General features: G+C 42.7%; 17 protein-coding genes. 14 read left to right on the top strand and 3 right to left on the bottom strand.

What is annotated here, in order from left to right:
* The first annotated feature begins 5 nt into the window (after nucleotides 1-5).
* The 4 genes from sprA to ACRHOZ_RS11450 all read left to right on the top strand — a co-directional run bounded on the left by sprA (nucleotide 6) and on the right by ACRHOZ_RS11450 (nucleotide 8767).
* Complete coding sequence (gene sprA, locus ACRHOZ_RS11465) at nucleotides 6-7124, top strand: cell surface protein SprA (protein WP_431125739.1); 7119 nt, start codon at nucleotides 6-8, stop codon at nucleotides 7122-7124.
* A 111-nt stretch (nucleotides 7125-7235) separates the two neighbouring features.
* The gene (gcvH, locus tag ACRHOZ_RS11460; RefSeq protein ID WP_422350203.1) at nucleotides 7236-7616 is read left to right on the top strand and encodes a glycine cleavage system protein GcvH; all 381 of its coding nucleotides are present in this window, start codon (nucleotides 7236-7238) and stop codon (nucleotides 7614-7616) included.
* A complete protein-coding gene (locus ACRHOZ_RS11455; protein ID WP_431125737.1) occupies nucleotides 7609-8010 on the top strand; it encodes a VanZ family protein in 402 nt (133 codons plus the stop codon). Before gcvH ends, ACRHOZ_RS11455 begins: the two co-directional genes overlap by 8 nt.
* Before the next feature lie 52 nt (nucleotides 8011-8062).
* A complete protein-coding gene (locus ACRHOZ_RS11450) occupies nucleotides 8063-8767 on the top strand; it encodes an energy transducer TonB (RefSeq protein ID WP_431125735.1) in 705 nt (234 codons plus the stop codon).
* Nucleotides 8768-8878: 111 nt separating this feature from the next.
* Here the strand turns inward: ACRHOZ_RS11450 and ACRHOZ_RS11445 are convergent, their stop codons facing one another.
* On the bottom strand, nucleotides 8879-9250 hold the full coding sequence (locus tag ACRHOZ_RS11445) for a SnoaL-like domain-containing protein (RefSeq protein WP_431125733.1): 372 nt from the start codon (nucleotides 9248-9250) through the stop codon (nucleotides 8879-8881).
* Nucleotides 9251-9421: 171 nt separating this feature from the next.
* Complete coding sequence (locus tag ACRHOZ_RS11440) at nucleotides 9422-9847, bottom strand: hypothetical protein (RefSeq protein ID WP_431125731.1); 426 nt, start codon at nucleotides 9845-9847, stop codon at nucleotides 9422-9424.
* Nucleotides 9848-9972: 125 nt separating this feature from the next.
* Between ACRHOZ_RS11440 and ACRHOZ_RS11435 the strand changes: the two genes are divergently transcribed.
* Nucleotides 9973-10212: a helix-turn-helix domain-containing protein gene (locus tag ACRHOZ_RS11435; RefSeq protein WP_431125729.1), complete on the top strand. Its 240-nt coding sequence runs from the start codon at nucleotides 9973-9975 to the stop codon at nucleotides 10210-10212.
* A gap of 79 nt (nucleotides 10213-10291) precedes the next feature.
* Complete coding sequence (locus tag ACRHOZ_RS11430) at nucleotides 10292-10531, top strand: helix-turn-helix domain-containing protein (protein WP_431125728.1); 240 nt, start codon at nucleotides 10292-10294, stop codon at nucleotides 10529-10531.
* Between the two features lie 145 nt (nucleotides 10532-10676).
* On the opposite strand, the gene ACRHOZ_RS11425 is transcribed toward ACRHOZ_RS11430, so the two are convergent.
* Nucleotides 10677-11564 (bottom strand): MBL fold metallo-hydrolase, encoded by an 888-nt coding sequence (locus ACRHOZ_RS11425; RefSeq protein ID WP_431125726.1) that lies wholly within the window; start codon nucleotides 11562-11564, stop codon nucleotides 10677-10679.
* A 127-nt stretch (nucleotides 11565-11691) separates the two neighbouring features.
* On the opposite strand from ACRHOZ_RS11425, the gene cyoE reads away from it, so the two are divergent.
* The 8 genes from cyoE to ACRHOZ_RS11385 all read left to right on the top strand — a co-directional run bounded on the left by cyoE (nucleotide 11692) and on the right by ACRHOZ_RS11385 (nucleotide 16921).
* Nucleotides 11692-12594 (top strand): heme o synthase, encoded by a 903-nt coding sequence (cyoE, locus tag ACRHOZ_RS11420; RefSeq protein ID WP_431125724.1) that lies wholly within the window; start codon nucleotides 11692-11694, stop codon nucleotides 12592-12594.
* A 4-nt stretch (nucleotides 12595-12598) separates the two neighbouring features.
* Complete coding sequence (locus ACRHOZ_RS11415; RefSeq protein WP_431125722.1) at nucleotides 12599-13180, top strand: cytochrome c oxidase subunit 3; 582 nt, start codon at nucleotides 12599-12601, stop codon at nucleotides 13178-13180.
* A 93-nt stretch (nucleotides 13181-13273) separates the two neighbouring features.
* Nucleotides 13274-14248 carry a cytochrome c oxidase subunit 3 gene (locus tag ACRHOZ_RS11410; protein WP_431125720.1) on the top strand — a complete coding sequence of 325 codons (975 nt, stop codon included), beginning with the start codon at nucleotides 13274-13276 and terminating at the stop codon, nucleotides 14246-14248.
* 54 nt (nucleotides 14249-14302) lie between these two features.
* Nucleotides 14303-14686: a cytochrome C oxidase subunit IV family protein gene (locus ACRHOZ_RS11405; protein ID WP_138835493.1), complete on the top strand. Its 384-nt coding sequence runs from the start codon at nucleotides 14303-14305 to the stop codon at nucleotides 14684-14686.
* A 71-nt stretch (nucleotides 14687-14757) separates the two neighbouring features.
* Nucleotides 14758-15390 carry a hypothetical protein gene (locus tag ACRHOZ_RS11400; RefSeq protein ID WP_431125718.1) on the top strand — a complete coding sequence of 211 codons (633 nt, stop codon included), beginning with the start codon at nucleotides 14758-14760 and terminating at the stop codon, nucleotides 15388-15390.
* A complete protein-coding gene (locus ACRHOZ_RS11395) occupies nucleotides 15371-16117 on the top strand; it encodes an SCO family protein (RefSeq protein WP_431125716.1) in 747 nt (248 codons plus the stop codon). The genes ACRHOZ_RS11400 and ACRHOZ_RS11395 overlap by 20 nt, the downstream gene beginning before the upstream one ends.
* Nucleotides 16117-16650, top strand: a complete 534-nt coding sequence (locus ACRHOZ_RS11390) for a DUF420 domain-containing protein (RefSeq protein ID WP_431125714.1) — start codon at nucleotides 16117-16119, stop codon at nucleotides 16648-16650. Before ACRHOZ_RS11395 ends, ACRHOZ_RS11390 begins: the two co-directional genes overlap by 1 nt.
* A gap of 4 nt (nucleotides 16651-16654) precedes the next feature.
* Complete coding sequence (locus ACRHOZ_RS11385; protein WP_431125712.1) at nucleotides 16655-16921, top strand: hypothetical protein; 267 nt, start codon at nucleotides 16655-16657, stop codon at nucleotides 16919-16921.
* The last annotated feature ends 73 nt before the right edge of the window (nucleotides 16922-16994 follow it).

The following is a 16994-nucleotide window of genomic DNA, read 5'->3' as shown; positions in this document are numbered from 1 at the left end:
CTAGTTTGAAAAGAGGGGCAAAACCGATGCTTAAATCGTTGAGATTTAAGTACTTTTTCTTTTATATATGTTTTCTGATGGCCACTACCGCAATGGGCCAGGAAACTACCGAGCAGGTTCAAGACTCTGTTAAAACAGGTGTTGCCCTTGGTAAGTTGATATTGGAAAACCCCAATAGCATTATTGCAAAATACACCTACGACCCCAAACTGGACCGATATATTTACACAGAAAGTATTGGAGATTTTGATATAACCCATCCCGTTATTTTGACTCCGGATCAATATTTCGATCTGGTCCGAAAGGAGCAGATGAAATCCTATTTCAAGGAAAAAATAGATGCCTTTACAGGAAAAAAGGAAGGAAGTGAGGAAGCACGTAAAAACCTATTGCCCAATTTTTATGTGAACAGCAGCTTTTTCGAATCCATTTTTGGAGGAAACACCATTGAAGTCATTCCGCAAGGTTCTGTTGCCATGGATTTGGGAATCTTATGGCAGAAAAATGACAATCCAGCCCTTTCACCAAGAAACAGAACCAATTTGTCCTTCGATTTTGACCAACGGATTAGCTTAAGTCTTTTGGGTAAAGTAGGAGAGCGGCTCCAAGTGACGGCCAATTACGACACCGAGGCCACTTTTGACTTTCAAAATCTGGTAAAACTGGATTATACTCCCACCGAGGACGATATTCTTAAAAAAATTGAGATTGGTAATGTGAACATGCCCCTGAACAGTTCCCTGATTACCGGTGCCCAAAGTCTGTTTGGGGTCAAGACGCAATTGCAATTTGGAAAGACTACGGTTACTGCCGTTTTCTCCGAGCAGCGGTCCCAAAACAATACCGTTGTGGCCCAAGGAGGTGGTACACTCAACGAATTTTCCCTCACCGCTTTGGATTATGATGAGGATAAGCACTTCTTCTTGGCCCAATACTTTAGGGATAATTACGATCGCGCCTTGTCCAACTATCCATTTATTAGGAGCGAAGTACAGATTACCCGTTTGGAGGTATGGGTTACCAACCGAAACCAACAAACCTTGAATGTGCGTAATGTGGTGGCCATTCAGGATTTGGGAGAAGCAGAGTTGGGCCAAAACGGAAACCCCAAAACCAGAATTGGCATAGCGGGTGGTGCCCCCGCGGGCTTTTTCAATGTTTTTGGAAATGATGTGCCTCCTCAGAACGGTGCCAATGATTTTGACCCCAACCAAATAGGAACTGGAGCGCTTACACAGTCCATTAGGGATATTGCTACCGTGGAACAGGGATTCAATGTTCCCGGATATCAGGTAAACCAAGGATTTGATTATGCCATTCTTGAAAATGCAAGAAAATTGGAGCAGGGAAGGGATTATCAATTCGATACCCAACTAGGGTACATCTCTCTGAACCAAAGATTGAGCAATGATGAGGTGCTCGGGGTGGCCTTCCAATACACCATAGGGGATCAAGTATACCAAGTAGGGGAATTTGCCAATGGCGGAGTAGATGCTACAACGGTATCTGGAGGGGTAAATCCCATTATAGAAAACAATACGCTGATCTTGAAATTGCTCAAGAGTAACATCACCAATGTGGATGATCCTATCTGGGATTTGATGATGAAAAACATCTATGCCACAGGAGCTTTTCAGTTGAGTCAGGAAGATTTCAAATTAAATATCCTCTATTCAGACCCTACTCCACGAAACTATATTACCCCTGTGGATCCCAATCAAGGATGGCCTACTGGGTTGGAGGAAAGAATATTGATAGATGTCTTTAATCTGGACCGATTAAACATCTATAATGATGTGCAACCCGGTGGAGATGGATTCTTTGATTATGTACCTGGAATTACGGTTGACACGCAAAGTGGCCGAATCATATTTACCAAGGTGGAACCTTTTGGGGAATTCCTTTTCGACGAATTGGGAGGAGGTACTTATGATGTGGAAAACGATCAGGGATATAATCCCAATCAGCAGCGGTATGTGTTTCGTAACATGTATGCCAAGACCAAGGCGGCTTCCTTACAGGATGCTGAAAAGAACCGTTTCCAAATCAAGGGACGATACAAATCCGAAGGAAACAATGGTATCCCTATTGGAGCCTTTAACGTTCCAAGAGGTTCCGTACGGGTCACCGCGGGAGGGAGACAGCTTCAAGAAGGAATTGATTACACCGTGAATTATCAGGCAGGGACCGTTCAGATTTTGGATCCCAGCTTGGCAGCTTCCAATACGCCCATCAACATTTCGGTGGAGAACAATGCGGTGTTTGGGCAGCAGACCCGAAGATTTACAGGGGTGAATGTGGAGCACAAGTTCAATGACAAGTTTGTTTTGGGCGGAACCATTCTCAATCTTAATGAAAGGCCCCTGACCCAAAAATCCAATTTTGGTGTAGAGCCCGTCAACAATACCATTTTTGGTTTGAACGGAAACTTCAGTACAGAGATACCTTTCCTGACTCGTTTGGCCAATAAATTACCCAATATTGATACGGATGTGCCTTCCAATTTATCCCTTCGGGGAGAAGTGGCTTTTTTAAAGCCAAATTCACCTAAAAATGCAGATTTCCAGGGTGAAACCACGACCTATTTGGATGATTTTGAAGGGGCACAGGCCCTTATCGACATCCGCTCCAGCTTGGGTTGGTCCCTGGCTAGTCCACCTGTGGAATTCTTGCAGGACAGGACCGATATTGATGTGGGATATGAACGGGCCAAAATGGCTTGGTATACCATCGACCCCATATTCTATACCAACCAAAGACCTTCTGGAATATCCGATAATGACATTTCCCTGAACGAAACCCGAAGGGTTTTTATCAATGAGGTGTTTACGGAAACCGATATAGCCCAAGGACAGACCCAGGTGCAAGGAACCTTGGATATGGTTTACTACCCCAACGATAAAGGGCCGTATAACGCAAATCCCAATTTTGCCGCTGAGACCCCTCAGGATAAATGGGCAGGTATTATGCGTCCCTTAAGCAGTACCAATTTTGAGCAATCCAACGTGGAATTTGTCCAGTTTTGGGTGTTGGATCCCTATATAGGCGGGCAAGCCAACCCTGCCAATTCTGGGGAGCTTGTACTCAATCTCGGAAATATTTCAGAAGACATTTTAAAGGATGGTCGCAAGCAATATGAAAACGGATTGCCGGCAAGCACCAATAACGAAATCCCACGAGCCACTATCTGGGGACAGGTACCTTCCACCCAATCTTTGGTCTATGCCTTTGATGCCGATGAAAGCAACCGAACTTTACAGGATGTTGGTTTTGATGGTTTGAATGATGCTGAGGAAGCTGCCATTTACAATGGCCCCAGTGAAGACCCTGCTTTGGATAACTATCAATACTATCTGAACCGCGAGGGGGGTATTTTGGAGCGCTATTTTGATTTCAACAACCCAGATGGCAACTCGCCAGTGGCCGTGACCAATACCAATAGAGGTTCCACCACCTTACCCGATGTAGAGGATATCGACCGCGACCTTACCATGAACACGGTAAACAGTTATTACGAGTATCGTATCCAAATTAGGCCGAACACCGATATCAATGATCAATATGTAACTGATATTAGAGAGGGACTCACGCCAGACCTTCCCAATGGAACCCAATTGAATCGAAGATGGATCCAGTATAAAATTCCTTTAAGCGATTTTACAGAAGCAGTTGGGGGAATCACCGATTTCCGTTCGATAAGTTTTATGCGGATGTATATGACCGGTTTCCAGGATGACATGGTCTTGCGTTTTGCCACCTTGGATTTGGTGAGGGGAGATTGGAGAACCTATACTAATTCCTTGCAGCCCGATATCGATAATGACCCTTCGGACGATGGTACCGTAACGGATGTGAACACTGTTAATATTGAAGAGAATTTTGGTCGTCAACCCATTCCTTATGTGTTGCCTCCGGGAGTTGTTCGGGAGCAGTTGAACAACAATAACACCATCATTCGCCAAAATGAGCAATCGCTTTCATTTGTGGTAGAGAATTTGGAATCCCAGGATTCCAGGGGAGTGTTTAAAAATGTCAACATTGATGTGAGACAATATGAGCGAATCAAAATGTTCATGCATGCCGAAAAGATCTTAAATGGAGATTATTCTGATGACGATACACCCCTTGTTGGTTTCCTTCGGATTGGAACGGACTTTTCGGAAAACTTTTATCAGATAGAACTCCCGCTTCAGTTTACGTCCTTCAATGTGACCTCGGCGGATGAAATTTGGCCAGACGTAAACCAAATCAATATTGCCCTGAGTGATTTGAACAAGGTAAAGTCCAGAGGCATTGCGGAACAGACCCTAAATCAAATCAACTATTATGAAATTGTGGATGGCGAAGCTGTTCCAGTGGATGAATTTGCTCCACGAACATTGGGAAGGTTGCGAATTGGAATCCGGGGTAACCCATCTTTGGGTAGTATACGGGGGATGATGGTTGGAGTCAAAAATATTGATGACTTGCCTGCACGAGGAGAAGTTTGGTTCAACGAACTGCGTTTGGCCGGTTTGGATAACAATGGAGGTTGGGCTGCCATAGCTGCCATGGACGCCAATATGGCCGACTTTGCCAATGTTACGGCAACGGGAAGCAAAAGTACCTCTGGCTTTGGTTCCATAGATCAAATGCCCAACGAGCGATCTAGGGAGGACGCCATTTCCTATGATGTGGTTACCAATGTGAACGTGGGCCAATTGCTCCCGAAGAAATGGGGCATCCAAATTCCGTTCAACTATGGAATATCAGAAACCTTGATCACCCCGGAATTTGATCCCGTGTATGATGATCTTAAATTGGATGATAGAATTGCCGCTGCAACTACCGCAGAGGAGGCAGAAACTATTAAGGAACAAGCTGAGGATTATACCAAAAGAAGGAGTATAAACTTGATTGGGGTTCGGAAAAATCGCGGAGCCGAGGCCAAGGAGAATTTCTTTGACGTTGAGAACTTTACCTTTAACTACTCCTATAACGAAACCAACCACAGGGATTTTGAAGTGGCCGACCTGCGCGATCAGAATGTCACCACCGGGTTTGTGTACAATCACAATTTTAAGCCTGCGCCCGTGGCACCTTTCGCCAAAAACGATTCTTTGTTGACGGGCAAGTACTGGCAGTGGCTCAAGGATTTGAATTTCAATTTGCTGCCTACCAGCCTTTCGGTAAATGCCAATTACAATCGCTCTTTTAACCAGCAGCGCTTTAGGGATGTGTTGGAACCAGGAGTGGATGCTTTGGAATTACCCTTGTTGCAACAGCGCAATTACCTCTTTAATTGGCAGTACACTTTAAACTATAGTATCAGCAAGTCTTTACGATTGAATCTGACCGCTTCCAATAACAATATTGTCCGCAATTACTTTAATGTGGATGCAGACCCGGATTCAGGAATCAACGAAGCCCTTGATCTGTGGGATGGATTTTTTGATATTGGGGAACCCAATCGTCATCAGCAGAATATGCAGTTGAACTATGATCTTCCAACAGCTAAGATTCCGTTTTTGAATTTCATCAATGCCCAATACAGTTACACCAGTAATTTTGATTGGCAACGAGGCGGGGATGCCCTGCTGGAAGTGGCTGGTGAAAACATCAATACTGTTCAGAATGCCAGCACCCATAATTTAACGTCAACCTTGACCATGCAGCGTTTGTACGACTATTTGGGATTGAAAAAACGGGATGGAAAAGTTACGGCAGCACAAGCTCGTCAGCGAAGGGATAAGGCCGGGAACCCAGCTTCGGGAACCGATGAAAAACCTATTAAGAAGACCAGTAAAGGTTTCAATACGTTGGTGGATGTGTTGACCATGGTGAAACGGGTGAATATTAACTATAGCAGAAATAGCGGAACCGTATTGCCTGGTTATACCCAGTCCATTGGATTCATTGGAACGGCAAGACCCAGTTTGGGCTTTGTCTTTGGAAGCCAATCCGACGTGAGATACGAAGCGGCCCGAAATGGGTGGTTGACCACTTTCCCGGAATTTAATTCGCAGTACATGCGAAACACCAATCGACAATTGAACATTACAGCTACCGCACAGCCTACACAAGATCTGACCATAGATTTGACCGCTGATCGTTTGTTGACCAGTAGTTCCCAGGAAAATTATAGTCCAGAAGAATGGATCAATCAACAGGATGGGCTGATCAATGAGTTGGGGAATTTCAGTATTTCCACCATCATGATTGGAACCATTTTTAATAAAAGTGACGAGTTTGATTCCAAAACTTTTGAGCAGTTCAAGGCCAATCGTATTACCATTGCCAATAGACTGGTTTCGGACAGGGGACAAACTCCAGGGCCTTTGGATGATGATGGCTTCCCGCAACGTTATGGAAAAACGCAGCAAGAAGTGTTATTGCCTGCCTTCTTTGCCGCTTATACAGGTCAGGATGTAAACCGTGTAAACTTGGATACGTATCGCGAAATTCCAATACCCAATTGGAACATCAAATACACAGGTTTGATGAAAAACCGTTGGTTCAAAAAGAAATTCAAGCGATTCTCTTTGAGCCATGGCTATAGGGCATCTTACAGTGTCAATTCCATCCAGAGCAATTTGGAACGCCAAAACGGGCAGTTTGATCCAGAGACCGAAGACCTATTACCGGAAAACATCATCAACAATGTGGTGTTGACAGACCAGTTTAATCCACTGCTTCGTGTGGATTTTGAGATGAAAAACTCCTTTAGCTTCTTGGCCGAGGTGGAAACAGATAGGGTGCTGACCCTAAGTTTTGACAACAACTTGATGACCGAGATCAATGGGAAAAAGTACACCTTGGGATTGGGGTATCGATTCAAGGACGTAAAATTTGTGACCAATATTGGGGGTGAAAGAACTCGACTTAAGGGCGATTTGAACTTAAAGGGCGATCTCTCAATCAGGGATAATATTACCATCATTAGAAACCTCGATATTGATAACAATCAGATAACCTCGGGTCAAAAACTGGTTTCTTTCAAGTTTTCGGCAGATTATGCGCTTAGCAAAAGTTTAAATGCCCTGTTCTTCTACGATCATTCCTTCTCCAAGTTTGCGGTTTCCACTGCATTCCCACAGACTACCATCAACGCCGGATTCACGCTTAGGTACAATTTCGGTAACTAAAAAACAACAGAATTTGAGCCTGTTTATAGGGCCGATATTTTTGTTGCAAAGTTTACTTGAAAAGCTATATCCGATCCTTTACATTTGTCACTGGACTAATACAAATTGATAATGAACATACCAGCAGAATTAAAGTACACCAAAGACCACGAATGGATCAAGATTGACGGCGATGTTGCCACTGTGGGAATCACGGATTTTGCCCAAGGGGAACTTGGGGACATTGTTTATGTAGAAGTGGAAACTGTGGATGAAACCTTGGACAGGGAAGAGGTTTTTGGAACGGTTGAAGCCGTAAAAACCGTGTCTGATTTGTTTTTGCCCTTGAGTGGCGAAATCATCGAGTTCAACGAAGCTTTGGAAGATGAACCGGAGAAGGTAAATACAGACCCTTATGGTGAAGGGTGGATGATCAAAATCAAGATCAGTGATGCTGCTGAAGTTGATGATTTAATGAGCGATACAGATTACAAAGCATTGATTGGTGCTTAAAAAAAATATTTATACCGTACTTTTTATAGGCTGGGTCTTGTTTTTAACAACACTCAGCTTATTTTCTTTTTCCGGGTTGGATACGGGTTCCATTCGCATACCGTATGCAGATAAGATTACCCATTTTATGTTTTATTTGATTTTTGGGGTACTTGCCTGCCTAATGCTACGCGAGAAAACCCAAGGCCGAATGGAACTGGGAAAGGCTATGCAGTGGGCATTGATCGCTGCCATAACTTACGGTATAATTATTGAGGTATTACAGTACGCACTAACACAAGATCGCATGGCCGAATTGGGAGATGTGGTTGCCAATACATTGGGAGCATTTGCAGGAGTTCTCTTAATTAAATGGTATTTTTCCAAAGAAAGGCCGTTAAAATGGAAATTTTAATTGTTTATTTCATCAATTAATAATTAAATTAGCAAACACTAAATTCAGAACGATGGAACTAAAAAAGAATCCAAAAGCAGACGTAGGAAAAAACAGTTCACTCTATTTTGTGATAGGGTTGGCCGCTGTTTTGGGGTTGGTTTATGGAGCCATGGAGTGGAAGAAATATGACAAATCCAATGATTATGACGTTTCTATGAACGTTGAAGATCAATTGGATGAGGAAGTGCCCATGACGGAGCAGATCAAGACACCGCCACCACCACCGCCACCAGCTGCACCTGAAGTTATCGAGGTTGTTGAAGATGAGGAGGAAGTTGAGGAAACCGTGATCGAGTCTACAGAAACCAGCCAGGAAGAGGAAGTTATGGAAGTGGAAGAGGTTGAGGTAGAGGAAATCGATGAAGATATCTCCGTTCCGTTTGCCGTAATTGAAGACGTACCGGTGTTCCCTGGTTGTGAGGGAGCCAGCAATAAAAAGCAGTGTTTCCAGGATATGATGCAAAAGCACATCCGTAAAAACTTCCGTTACCCGGAAATTGCCCAAGAAATGGGAGTTCAAGGAAGGGTAAACGTAATTTTCGTTATCCAAAAGGATGGAAGTATCGGAAACATCAGAATGCGTGGGCCGGACAAAAACTTGGAGAAAGAAGCTATGCGTATTATCCAAAAGCTTCCTAAAATGACTCCTGGAAAGCAGAGAGGTAGAGCTGTTAAGGTTCCTTTCAGTATTCCAATTACCTTTAAGCTACAGTAAAAGAAGATTTACAATTCCTGTCGAGGCAGGAATGAAAAAGCCCTGATGGAAACGTCAGGGCTTTTTTTGGTCATTTTGGTTACCACAAGATGCAATCTTGAGGTAGGTGGGTTAAGCATGATAGTAGCGCTCATTGATGATCTTCCCATCTTTCCATTGCGTTCGTACCACCTGTTCAAATCTGTGGTCGGTGCCATCATCGGTGGTAAATTCCATTACAGCTTCGTAGAAAGTAGTGTCCCCTTTAACTGCCGGCCCGGAGATTACGGTATATCCGTGAAAGGCGGTTACCGTATCCAGTAGTTTCTTTTCTTCGGCCAGGCAGAAATCCTTACCCACTTTGGCGGGATTGTTCCCTTCAAAAAGTTGCACGTCGTCATCCAAATAGTTTTCCATGGCCTCAATAAATTTACCTTGGGCCAATAGGGCCGTTACCTCGTTTGCTTTGGCAAGTAATTCTTGCTCTTGTATTGTAGTTTCCATAACTGTATGTTTAAGTTGTTAATAACTGAAAGCAAAAGTAGGTGTGGTGGATGCCTTCTTCATTGTTGATCTTTCCCGAATACTTTTATGGATTTCCCTAATAGGGTGAAAATGTGTTGTTTTTGTACTGGTTTCTTTGGAAACAGGCTTTTTTCTTTTGAATTGGTTTGTTCAATTGTTCAGTAAATTTAAAAGAACCAACTGCTTATAAACATGCCTCACCCGCAACTCCCTATGTTTCTCTGGGGGTTCAATGGTAAACTCCAGTTCTAGGGAATGAGGTCTAATACAGAGACTCCCGTGGTTTAAGGGCCGTGGGAGTTTTTTCATGCTTGTGGTTTTACCAGCCAGCGCCTCTTTGGTTTCAAAAGCAAACAAAAAGGGAAATACCAGATTGTCTACCACGTCCATGGTTAGGGTTAATGGATCGTTGGTTTTTTGGAGGATAAGTTCCGCTTCTCGCCGTATATGTTTGTCAAGCGGATTGCCATGGTTCAGCAAGGTGATTTCCAAAGTTTCAAAGGTCAGTTCTAGGGTGGTGTGGGAGTTGCTTTCCCAAAAGTTTTGGATTTCCTCCAAAATAGATATAGGTGTCATAGCCAATGGTGTTGGTTAACTGGGGCTATGCGGAAATTCAATTTACAATGAACAATGTAAGCAATTAAAATCAATTACAGCATACATGTGGTTAATAAACTTGTGGTCATAATGCAAATTGGCCTATGCGAAGAAAGTATACCGAAGAAGATTATGAATTTCTAAAAAAGCTTGGAAACCGTATTAGGGAACTTCGAGAGCAAACCGATTTGTCGCAAGCGGCGTTGGAAATCGATTCAAAAATGTCCAAAAACCAAGTCGGGCGTATAGAAAGAGGTGAAATCAGCACTTCGGTAGTAAATTTAAATCTGATTGCCCAAGCATTAAATGTGCAAATTAGAGATTTCTTTGATTTCCCTAATTAAGAAGGCATTCCCAACCTCATCAGTATAACCCCTTGAACTAAGTTTAATTTTCCCGTTTAGGGAACAAAGGTTTTTGGTTATGCATACCAACTACACAGAGAGGGATAAGGAGATTATCAAAAAAGTCGGAGAAAGAGTCAGACGACTTCGGATTCAAAAAGGATTATCCCAATTTTGGCTTTCTATAGACTCAGACATTAGTAGAAACCAGATAGGAAGAATAGAACGCGCGGAACGAAGCACTAGTATTGTAACCTTAAGCCGCATAGCAGATGCTCTTGAAATCCCGTTGAGCAGTTTGTTTCTTTTTGACGATTAGGCTTTTCAAGTTCAAGTTCAAACTCAAGTTCATTGGTCTTGGTTCTTTATTCTTTATTCTCTTTTCCATGGCCTCAAAAATCAGACTTTGGATTATTGAGATCCGACAACACGCATTCAACATCTGACAACTGTCCTCCGTCAATTCACTTTTCCGTCAGACTACGATAAACCGCCTCCCGCATTCGCTCGGGATTAATATATGCTTTCCCATGGGTTTCATCGTACTTGGCCAACAATGAGCTGTTGTTTTTTACTTCTTCCAAACCTTTACCCGCATCAATTTCTTTTTGGATAATGTTTTTGATATCCTCCAACATGGCCACAAAGCCTTGTAGTTCTTTTTTATTTGAAGGTCTTCCGTGCCCAGGGATAATTTGGGTTTCGTCATCAATTACCATGAGCGCATTTTTACTGGCAGCGATATACCCATCAATGCTTCCCCCGCTGTTGATATCAATATAAGGGTAGCGACCCGCAAAATAAGTGTCGCCCATGTGCAGTACATTTTCATTCATAAAATATACCTGGGTATCCCCATCCGTATGGGCATTGTGTACGTGCATGAGCATTATAGTTTCATCACCTTCGTAAAATGTCATCCCGTCGGCATGTGTGATTTCAGGCAGGCTTTTTTCGTAATCCGATTGGGTAAGCTTTTTATCGGCCACATTTTTTTGCCCACGCTCTTGCAATCTTTTGCGCACATTGTCCTGGGCCACAATCGTGGTTTCGTCAGAATTGAAATTTGCATTTCCTCCCGTATGATCACCATGCATGTGAGTATTTACCAAAAAAGAAACTGGCTTGTCCGTCAATGAGGAGATCGTTTTCTTGATTTTATCGCTCAAAGGGGCAAACTGGTCATCGATCATATAAACTTTATCCTGCCCCACATAAATCCCAATGTTACCGCCTCTACCCGTAAGCATATAGGTATTTGAAGTCAGGGTATCTACGGAAATGGTCACATCGTTCATTTGGGCTTGAAGAACGGCTGGAAAAACAAAAAGAAGGGCTAAAAGAGCGCGCATGATGATGGTTTTAAGGATTGTTACCTAATCTTGGACGTACCGTCCCATCAAAAATAACACAAAGACCGTCAATAGGTTGGAAAAGAGATAGGCTGGCGTTATCTTTGCCTGCCATTAAAAAATGAGGATGAAATCTGCCGTAGGTTCTGTAAAAAGCACTTCCCTTTCCTTGATTTTTACCGATTTTAAGGAAATCACCAAGGCCAAACTGGCCGTAAGTGTGGTGTTTTCATCCATTGCGGGTTATTTTCTGGGGGCCTATCAAATTGATTTGGTCTCTCTGTTGCTCCTTGCCTTTGGCGGCTATTGTATGGTTGGAGCTTCCAATGCGTACAATCAGGTGATAGAAAAGGATTTGGATGCGCTCATGAACCGCACCAAAAACCGACCTATCCCATCTGGACGGATGACAGTGGCCACCGCAATGACCATCGCCATTGTAATGACCATCCTTGGCGTAATTGCGCTATACATTTTAAGTCCCAAAACGGCCATGTTCGGGGCCATTTCCATTTTCTTGTACACCAGCGCCTACACACCCTTAAAAACAAAAACCCCACTTTCGGTATTTGTTGGGGCATTGCCCGGAGCCATTCCCTTTATGCTGGGATGGGTAGCGGCAACCAACGATTTTGGCATTGAGCCTGGAACCTTGTTCATGATCCAGTTTTTTTGGCAATTCCCCCATTTCTGGGCATTGGGCTGGATGTTGGACGAAGATTACAAAAAAGGCGGCTTTAAAATGTTGCCCACAGGAAAAAAAGATGCAGGTACCGCCCTTCAAATTATATTGTACACCATTTGGATGATCGTAATTTCCATTATGCCCGCATTTGGGTTTACCGGAAGATTGCACTTATCCATTCCAGCAGCGGTACTGGTGTTGTTGGCAGGGCTGGTGATGCTGGTGTTTGCATTCAAACTGTACGAAAAGAGGGATAACCCAGCTGCAAGAAAGTTGATGCTGGCCAGTGTTACCTACATCTCATTGATTCAGATTATTTACGTTATAGATAAGTTTATTGGTTAAGCCTATGGATTTCACCGAAGTGGATATTGAAGTAAAGAACAAAAGAGCCAAAAAAATGTTGCTCTGGTTTGGAATTGTGAGCCTGATTATGGGTTTTGCAGGATGGACGAGTGCCTATATTGTAAGCAGCAAACGGGAAGACTGGATCAGTGATCTGGAATTGCCTCAGGCCTTTTTTGTGAGCACCGCGATCATCATATTGAGCAGCATCACCTATTTTATGGCCAAGCAAGCCGTGGCTGCGGGAAACCCAAAAAGAGGAACACTTTTGCTAGTTGGTACTTTGGCTTTGGGCATTTCCTTTATTGTGTTGCAGTTTATTGGATTTTCCCAAATGCTGGAAAACGGTTATTACTTTACCGGGCCAACCAGTAATATTAAAATGTCCTATGTGTTTTTGATTGCTGCGGTACACATTGTACACGTGGTGGCGGGACTTCTATCGTTATTGACGGTTTTGGTTCAACAGCTTAGGGGGAAATATTCACCGGACAATATGTTGGGCTTGGAACTGGGGGCTACCTTCTGGCATTTCTTGGATTTCCTTTGGGTATATCTCATACTTTTTATGTATTTCGTGAAATAAATTTTTGATGAAGTAGTTTTCATTCAACTTTGTCTTTTTCAATACAGCAAAAGATGTATTTTTGCTAAAGTTTTATTAAAACGACCTTTTTATATGGATACAACGGTGACTACCGGTACAGAAGAAAGCACTTGGGGAGGCGGAAATCGTCCACTAAATGCTAGCTATGGAAAAATGATGATGTGGTTTTTCATCGTCTCGGATGCCTTGACCTTCTCTGGATTCTTGGTTTCTTATGGTTTTTCAAGGTTCAAGTTTATTGAAACCTGGCCTATTGCCGATGAGGTGTTTACCCACGTTCCTTTCTTCCACGGTAATTATCCCATGTACTATGTGGCCTTTATGACCTTTATTCTGATCATGTCTTCCGTTACCATGGTGTTGGCCGTGGATGCCGGACATAAAATGATGCAAAAGAAGGTCATTCTTTATATGTTCCTTACTATAATAGGTGGTGCCATCTTCGTTGGTTCACAGGCTTGGGAATGGGCTACTTTTATAAAAGGTGACTTTGGGGCGATTGAGACCAAAGGAGGTAGAATACTTCAATTTGTAAATGCCGAAACTGGTGAAAGGGCTGCCTTGGCAGATTTTTCCAAAACTTTGCCTGAAGATCGGGTAAAGCATGTTAAGAGCGAAGGTGTTTGGTTCTTGCAAGAAGGCTACAAAACCAGCTATTCCTTAAATGAAGTTATTGAAGGATTCAAGGCTTCGCCAAATATTTTGATTCGTACCGAGACCATTAACGAACATGGCGAAAAGACGGTTTTGGATCGAGCAGGTTCGTTGGCAAAATTGGCAGATGCCTCTCAAGTGGTGGAAGGTGCAAACCTTATCCATAACGAATACGGAAGCCGTCTTTTTGCTGATTTCTTCTTTTTCATCACTGGATTCCACGGGTTCCACGTATTCTCTGGAGTAGTGATCAACATCATTATTTTCTTTAATATCATTTTGGGAACCTACGAAAGAAGAGGTCATTATGAAATGGTGGAAAAGGTTGGACTCTACTGGCACTTTGTAGATTTGGTGTGGGTATTCGTATTTACATTCTTCTATTTGGTATAACGCAACATGTCATTCCTGCGAAAGCAGGAATCTTTGAAAAAATAATAGCACATTATGGCGCACGAACATAAACTTGAAATTTTTAGAGGACTGGTAAAGTTCAAGTCCAACGTCCAAAAGATTTGGGGAGTACTGATTTTTCTAACCTTGGTAACTGCAGTTGAAGTAGGTTTGGGTATTGCCAAACCAGCGGCTTTGACGGGAAGCTATTTCCTTGGTATGAAACTCCTCAACTGGATATTCATTATCCTTACCTTGGTAAAGGCTTATTACATTGCATGGGATTTCATGCATCTTAGGGATGAGAAAAGTTCTTTGCGTAGAGCTATTGTTTGGACACCGATATTCTTGATCTGCTACCTGATATTTATATTGCTTTTTGAAGCGGATTATATTTACAACGTGTTCAAGGATGGGTATATGTCCTGGAATTTCTAGTAAAGGATTAACAATATGAAAAGGCGGTTTCTTGACCGTCTTTTTTTATTTTTGCACTCAGCAAATTCATCATGAAAAAGGCCTCTGTTTTAATCGTTCTCTTTGTCTTTCCCCTAGTGGCCTATTTGTTTTTTGCATCTGGCGTAAACAACTTTGGGAGATTGCCCATTTTGACCCAAAATATCCATGAGCTGGATAATTTTGAGGGAGGTGCAAGACTCAACAACAAGATTACCATTCTAGGCTTTCTGGGGAACAATATCGACTACAAAAAAGGAAATGCCTTTAACCTGAACCAAAAGATTTATAAGCGCTTTGGCAAGTTCACCGATTTTCAGATCATCATGGTGGTGCCAGAGGGTGAAGAGGAAAAGGTGGAGGTCCTTAGAAAGGATTTGGGCAAGCTTTCCGAGACAGACAGATGGAATTTTGTGTATGGCACAGAAGGAGACATAAAATCCCTGTTTGGAAGTTTGAAAACCAATTTAACCCTGGATGAGGATTTGGGTACCGCCTATGTGTTTATTGTGGACAAAGACCGTAACCTTAGGGGAAGAACAGATGATGAGGATGAGGGAACCAAATATGGATTCAATACCACATCTGTAGCTGATCTGAACAACAAGATGGAAGATGATGTAAAGATCATTCTTGCTGAATATCGCCTTTCTTTAAAGAAAAACAATGCCGACAGGAGCAACTAAGAAGAAAAAGTACAACTACGTTTGGGTATCCGCCATAATCCTGATCTTTGGGATATTCGCGGTGAGTGAGATTACAAAAACCCTAAAAAAGGGAACTGTAGTGGAAACGGATCGCATGAGTGCGGTTCCCCAACAATCCAAACTGGGATATGTGATCAGTAACGGCAAGAAGAGAAAGGTTCCCAACTTTTCCTTTTTGAATCAGGATAGTGTACTGGTTTCCAACAAGGATTATTTGGGGAAAGTCTATCTGGTTGACTTCTTTTTTACCACCTGCCCCACCATTTGCCCAATTATGACGCAGAACTTGGTGGAATTGCAAGATACGTTTATCGAGCATCCCGAGTTTGGCGTGGCTTCGTTTACCATTAACCCAAGATACGATACCCCAACCGTTCTGAAGAAATATACAAGCAAGTACGGGATTACCGATCAAGACTGGCATTTGTTGACCGGGGATAGGGACTCCATTTATACCTTGGCCCAAGAAGGATTCTATATTGTGGCCAGTGAGACAGAGGATGCTCCAGGAGGTTTTGAGCATTCGGGTATGTTTGCCCTGGTGGACAAGGAAGGCTATATCCGCTCGCGGGATGACGAATTTGGAAATCCGATGATTTATTATCGCGGAACTATAACGGAAAAGCAAGGGGTAAATAAGGAAGGAGAGGCGCAACAGATTACCATGCTCAAGGAAGACATTCAAAAATTATTGCTCGAGGACTGATGGAACATGATTTAGCCAAGGAAAAAAGATTTAAGCGTTGGATTACCATAATTTCAATCGCTATACCGGTAGTGGTTGCCCTATTGTTCGGGTACAAGATTCCAAATGCCAAACCACTTTCTTTTTTACCACCAATTTATGCTTCCATTAACGGATTGACTGCCATACTTTTGGTTTGGGCGGTGATCGCCATTAAAAATGGAAAAAGGGAATTGCATCAAAAATTGATGACTACCTGTATTGTGCTCTCAGCACTCTTTTTGGTGATGTATGTGGCCTATCACATGACATCGGATAGTACTAAGTTTGGAGGTGATGGCGCAATCCAATACCTGTATTTCTTTATTCTGATCACGCATATTGCTCTCTCTATTGCTGTAATTCCATTGGTATTGGTCACCTATTCCAAGGGATACCTAGGGGATTTTCAAGGCCATAGAAAATGGGCCAAATTCACCTTTCCCATTTGGTTGTATGTAGCGGTAACGGGAGTTGTTGTTTATCTCATGATCTCACCTTACTATGCACATTAGATTTATGACATCTCACTTTTCCCCTCGAAGAAGTGGAAACGTCCCGAGCTTTAGGTCGGGACAATGGGGTATTTGGCTTCTCCTAGTAATATTTTTCTTATTCCCCCAACTCACCGAAGCCCAATGTGCCATGTGTAGGGCAGTTGTGGAAAGCGAGGCCGATGGAAAAACGGCAGAAGGGATCAATAACGGCATCGTCTATTTAATGGCGATCCCCTATATTTTGATAGGTGGATTGTTCTATTTCGTGTATAAAAAGCTTCGCGCTTAAGAAAAATCTAAAATTTTCACATATTTTTTACAAAAAGGTGTAACATTTTGATGGTAGCTTTGTCTTATTGAAT

The organism is Flagellimonas flava (assembly GCF_050617915.1).
GTDB lineage: Bacteria > Bacteroidota > Bacteroidia > Flavobacteriales > Flavobacteriaceae > Flagellimonas > Flagellimonas flava_A.
Note: the sequence above shows the minus strand (reverse complement) of the source record. Positions and strands in the feature narration are given on the sequence as shown.

Excerpts from the sequence above, each read along its gene's own strand:
- gcvH (WP_422350203.1), top strand. The coding sequence starts at position 7,236 with ATGAACATACCAGCAGAATTAAAGTACACCAAAGACCACGAATGGATC.
- ACRHOZ_RS11450 (WP_431125735.1), top strand. The coding sequence starts at position 8,063 with ATGGAACTAAAAAAGAATCCAAAAGCAGACGTAGGAAAAAACAGTTCA.
- ACRHOZ_RS11445 (WP_431125733.1), bottom strand. The coding sequence starts at position 9,250 with ATGGAAACTACAATACAAGAGCAAGAATTACTTGCCAAAGCAAACGAG.
- ACRHOZ_RS11440 (WP_431125731.1), bottom strand. The coding sequence starts at position 9,847 with ATGACACCTATATCTATTTTGGAGGAAATCCAAAACTTTTGGGAAAGC.
- ACRHOZ_RS11435 (WP_431125729.1), top strand. The coding sequence starts at position 9,973 with ATGCGAAGAAAGTATACCGAAGAAGATTATGAATTTCTAAAAAAGCTT.
- ACRHOZ_RS11430 (WP_431125728.1), top strand. The coding sequence starts at position 10,292 with ATGCATACCAACTACACAGAGAGGGATAAGGAGATTATCAAAAAAGTC.
- ACRHOZ_RS11425 (WP_431125726.1), bottom strand. The coding sequence starts at position 11,564 with ATGCGCGCTCTTTTAGCCCTTCTTTTTGTTTTTCCAGCCGTTCTTCAA.
- cyoE (WP_431125724.1), top strand. The coding sequence starts at position 11,692 with ATGAAATCTGCCGTAGGTTCTGTAAAAAGCACTTCCCTTTCCTTGATT.
- ACRHOZ_RS11415 (WP_431125722.1), top strand. The coding sequence starts at position 12,599 with ATGGATTTCACCGAAGTGGATATTGAAGTAAAGAACAAAAGAGCCAAA.
- ACRHOZ_RS11410 (WP_431125720.1), top strand. The coding sequence starts at position 13,274 with ATGGATACAACGGTGACTACCGGTACAGAAGAAAGCACTTGGGGAGGC.
- ACRHOZ_RS11405 (WP_138835493.1), top strand. The coding sequence starts at position 14,303 with ATGGCGCACGAACATAAACTTGAAATTTTTAGAGGACTGGTAAAGTTC.
- ACRHOZ_RS11400 (WP_431125718.1), top strand. The coding sequence starts at position 14,758 with ATGAAAAAGGCCTCTGTTTTAATCGTTCTCTTTGTCTTTCCCCTAGTG.
- ACRHOZ_RS11395 (WP_431125716.1), top strand. The coding sequence starts at position 15,371 with ATGCCGACAGGAGCAACTAAGAAGAAAAAGTACAACTACGTTTGGGTA.
- ACRHOZ_RS11390 (WP_431125714.1), top strand. The coding sequence starts at position 16,117 with ATGGAACATGATTTAGCCAAGGAAAAAAGATTTAAGCGTTGGATTACC.
- ACRHOZ_RS11385 (WP_431125712.1), top strand. The coding sequence starts at position 16,655 with ATGACATCTCACTTTTCCCCTCGAAGAAGTGGAAACGTCCCGAGCTTT.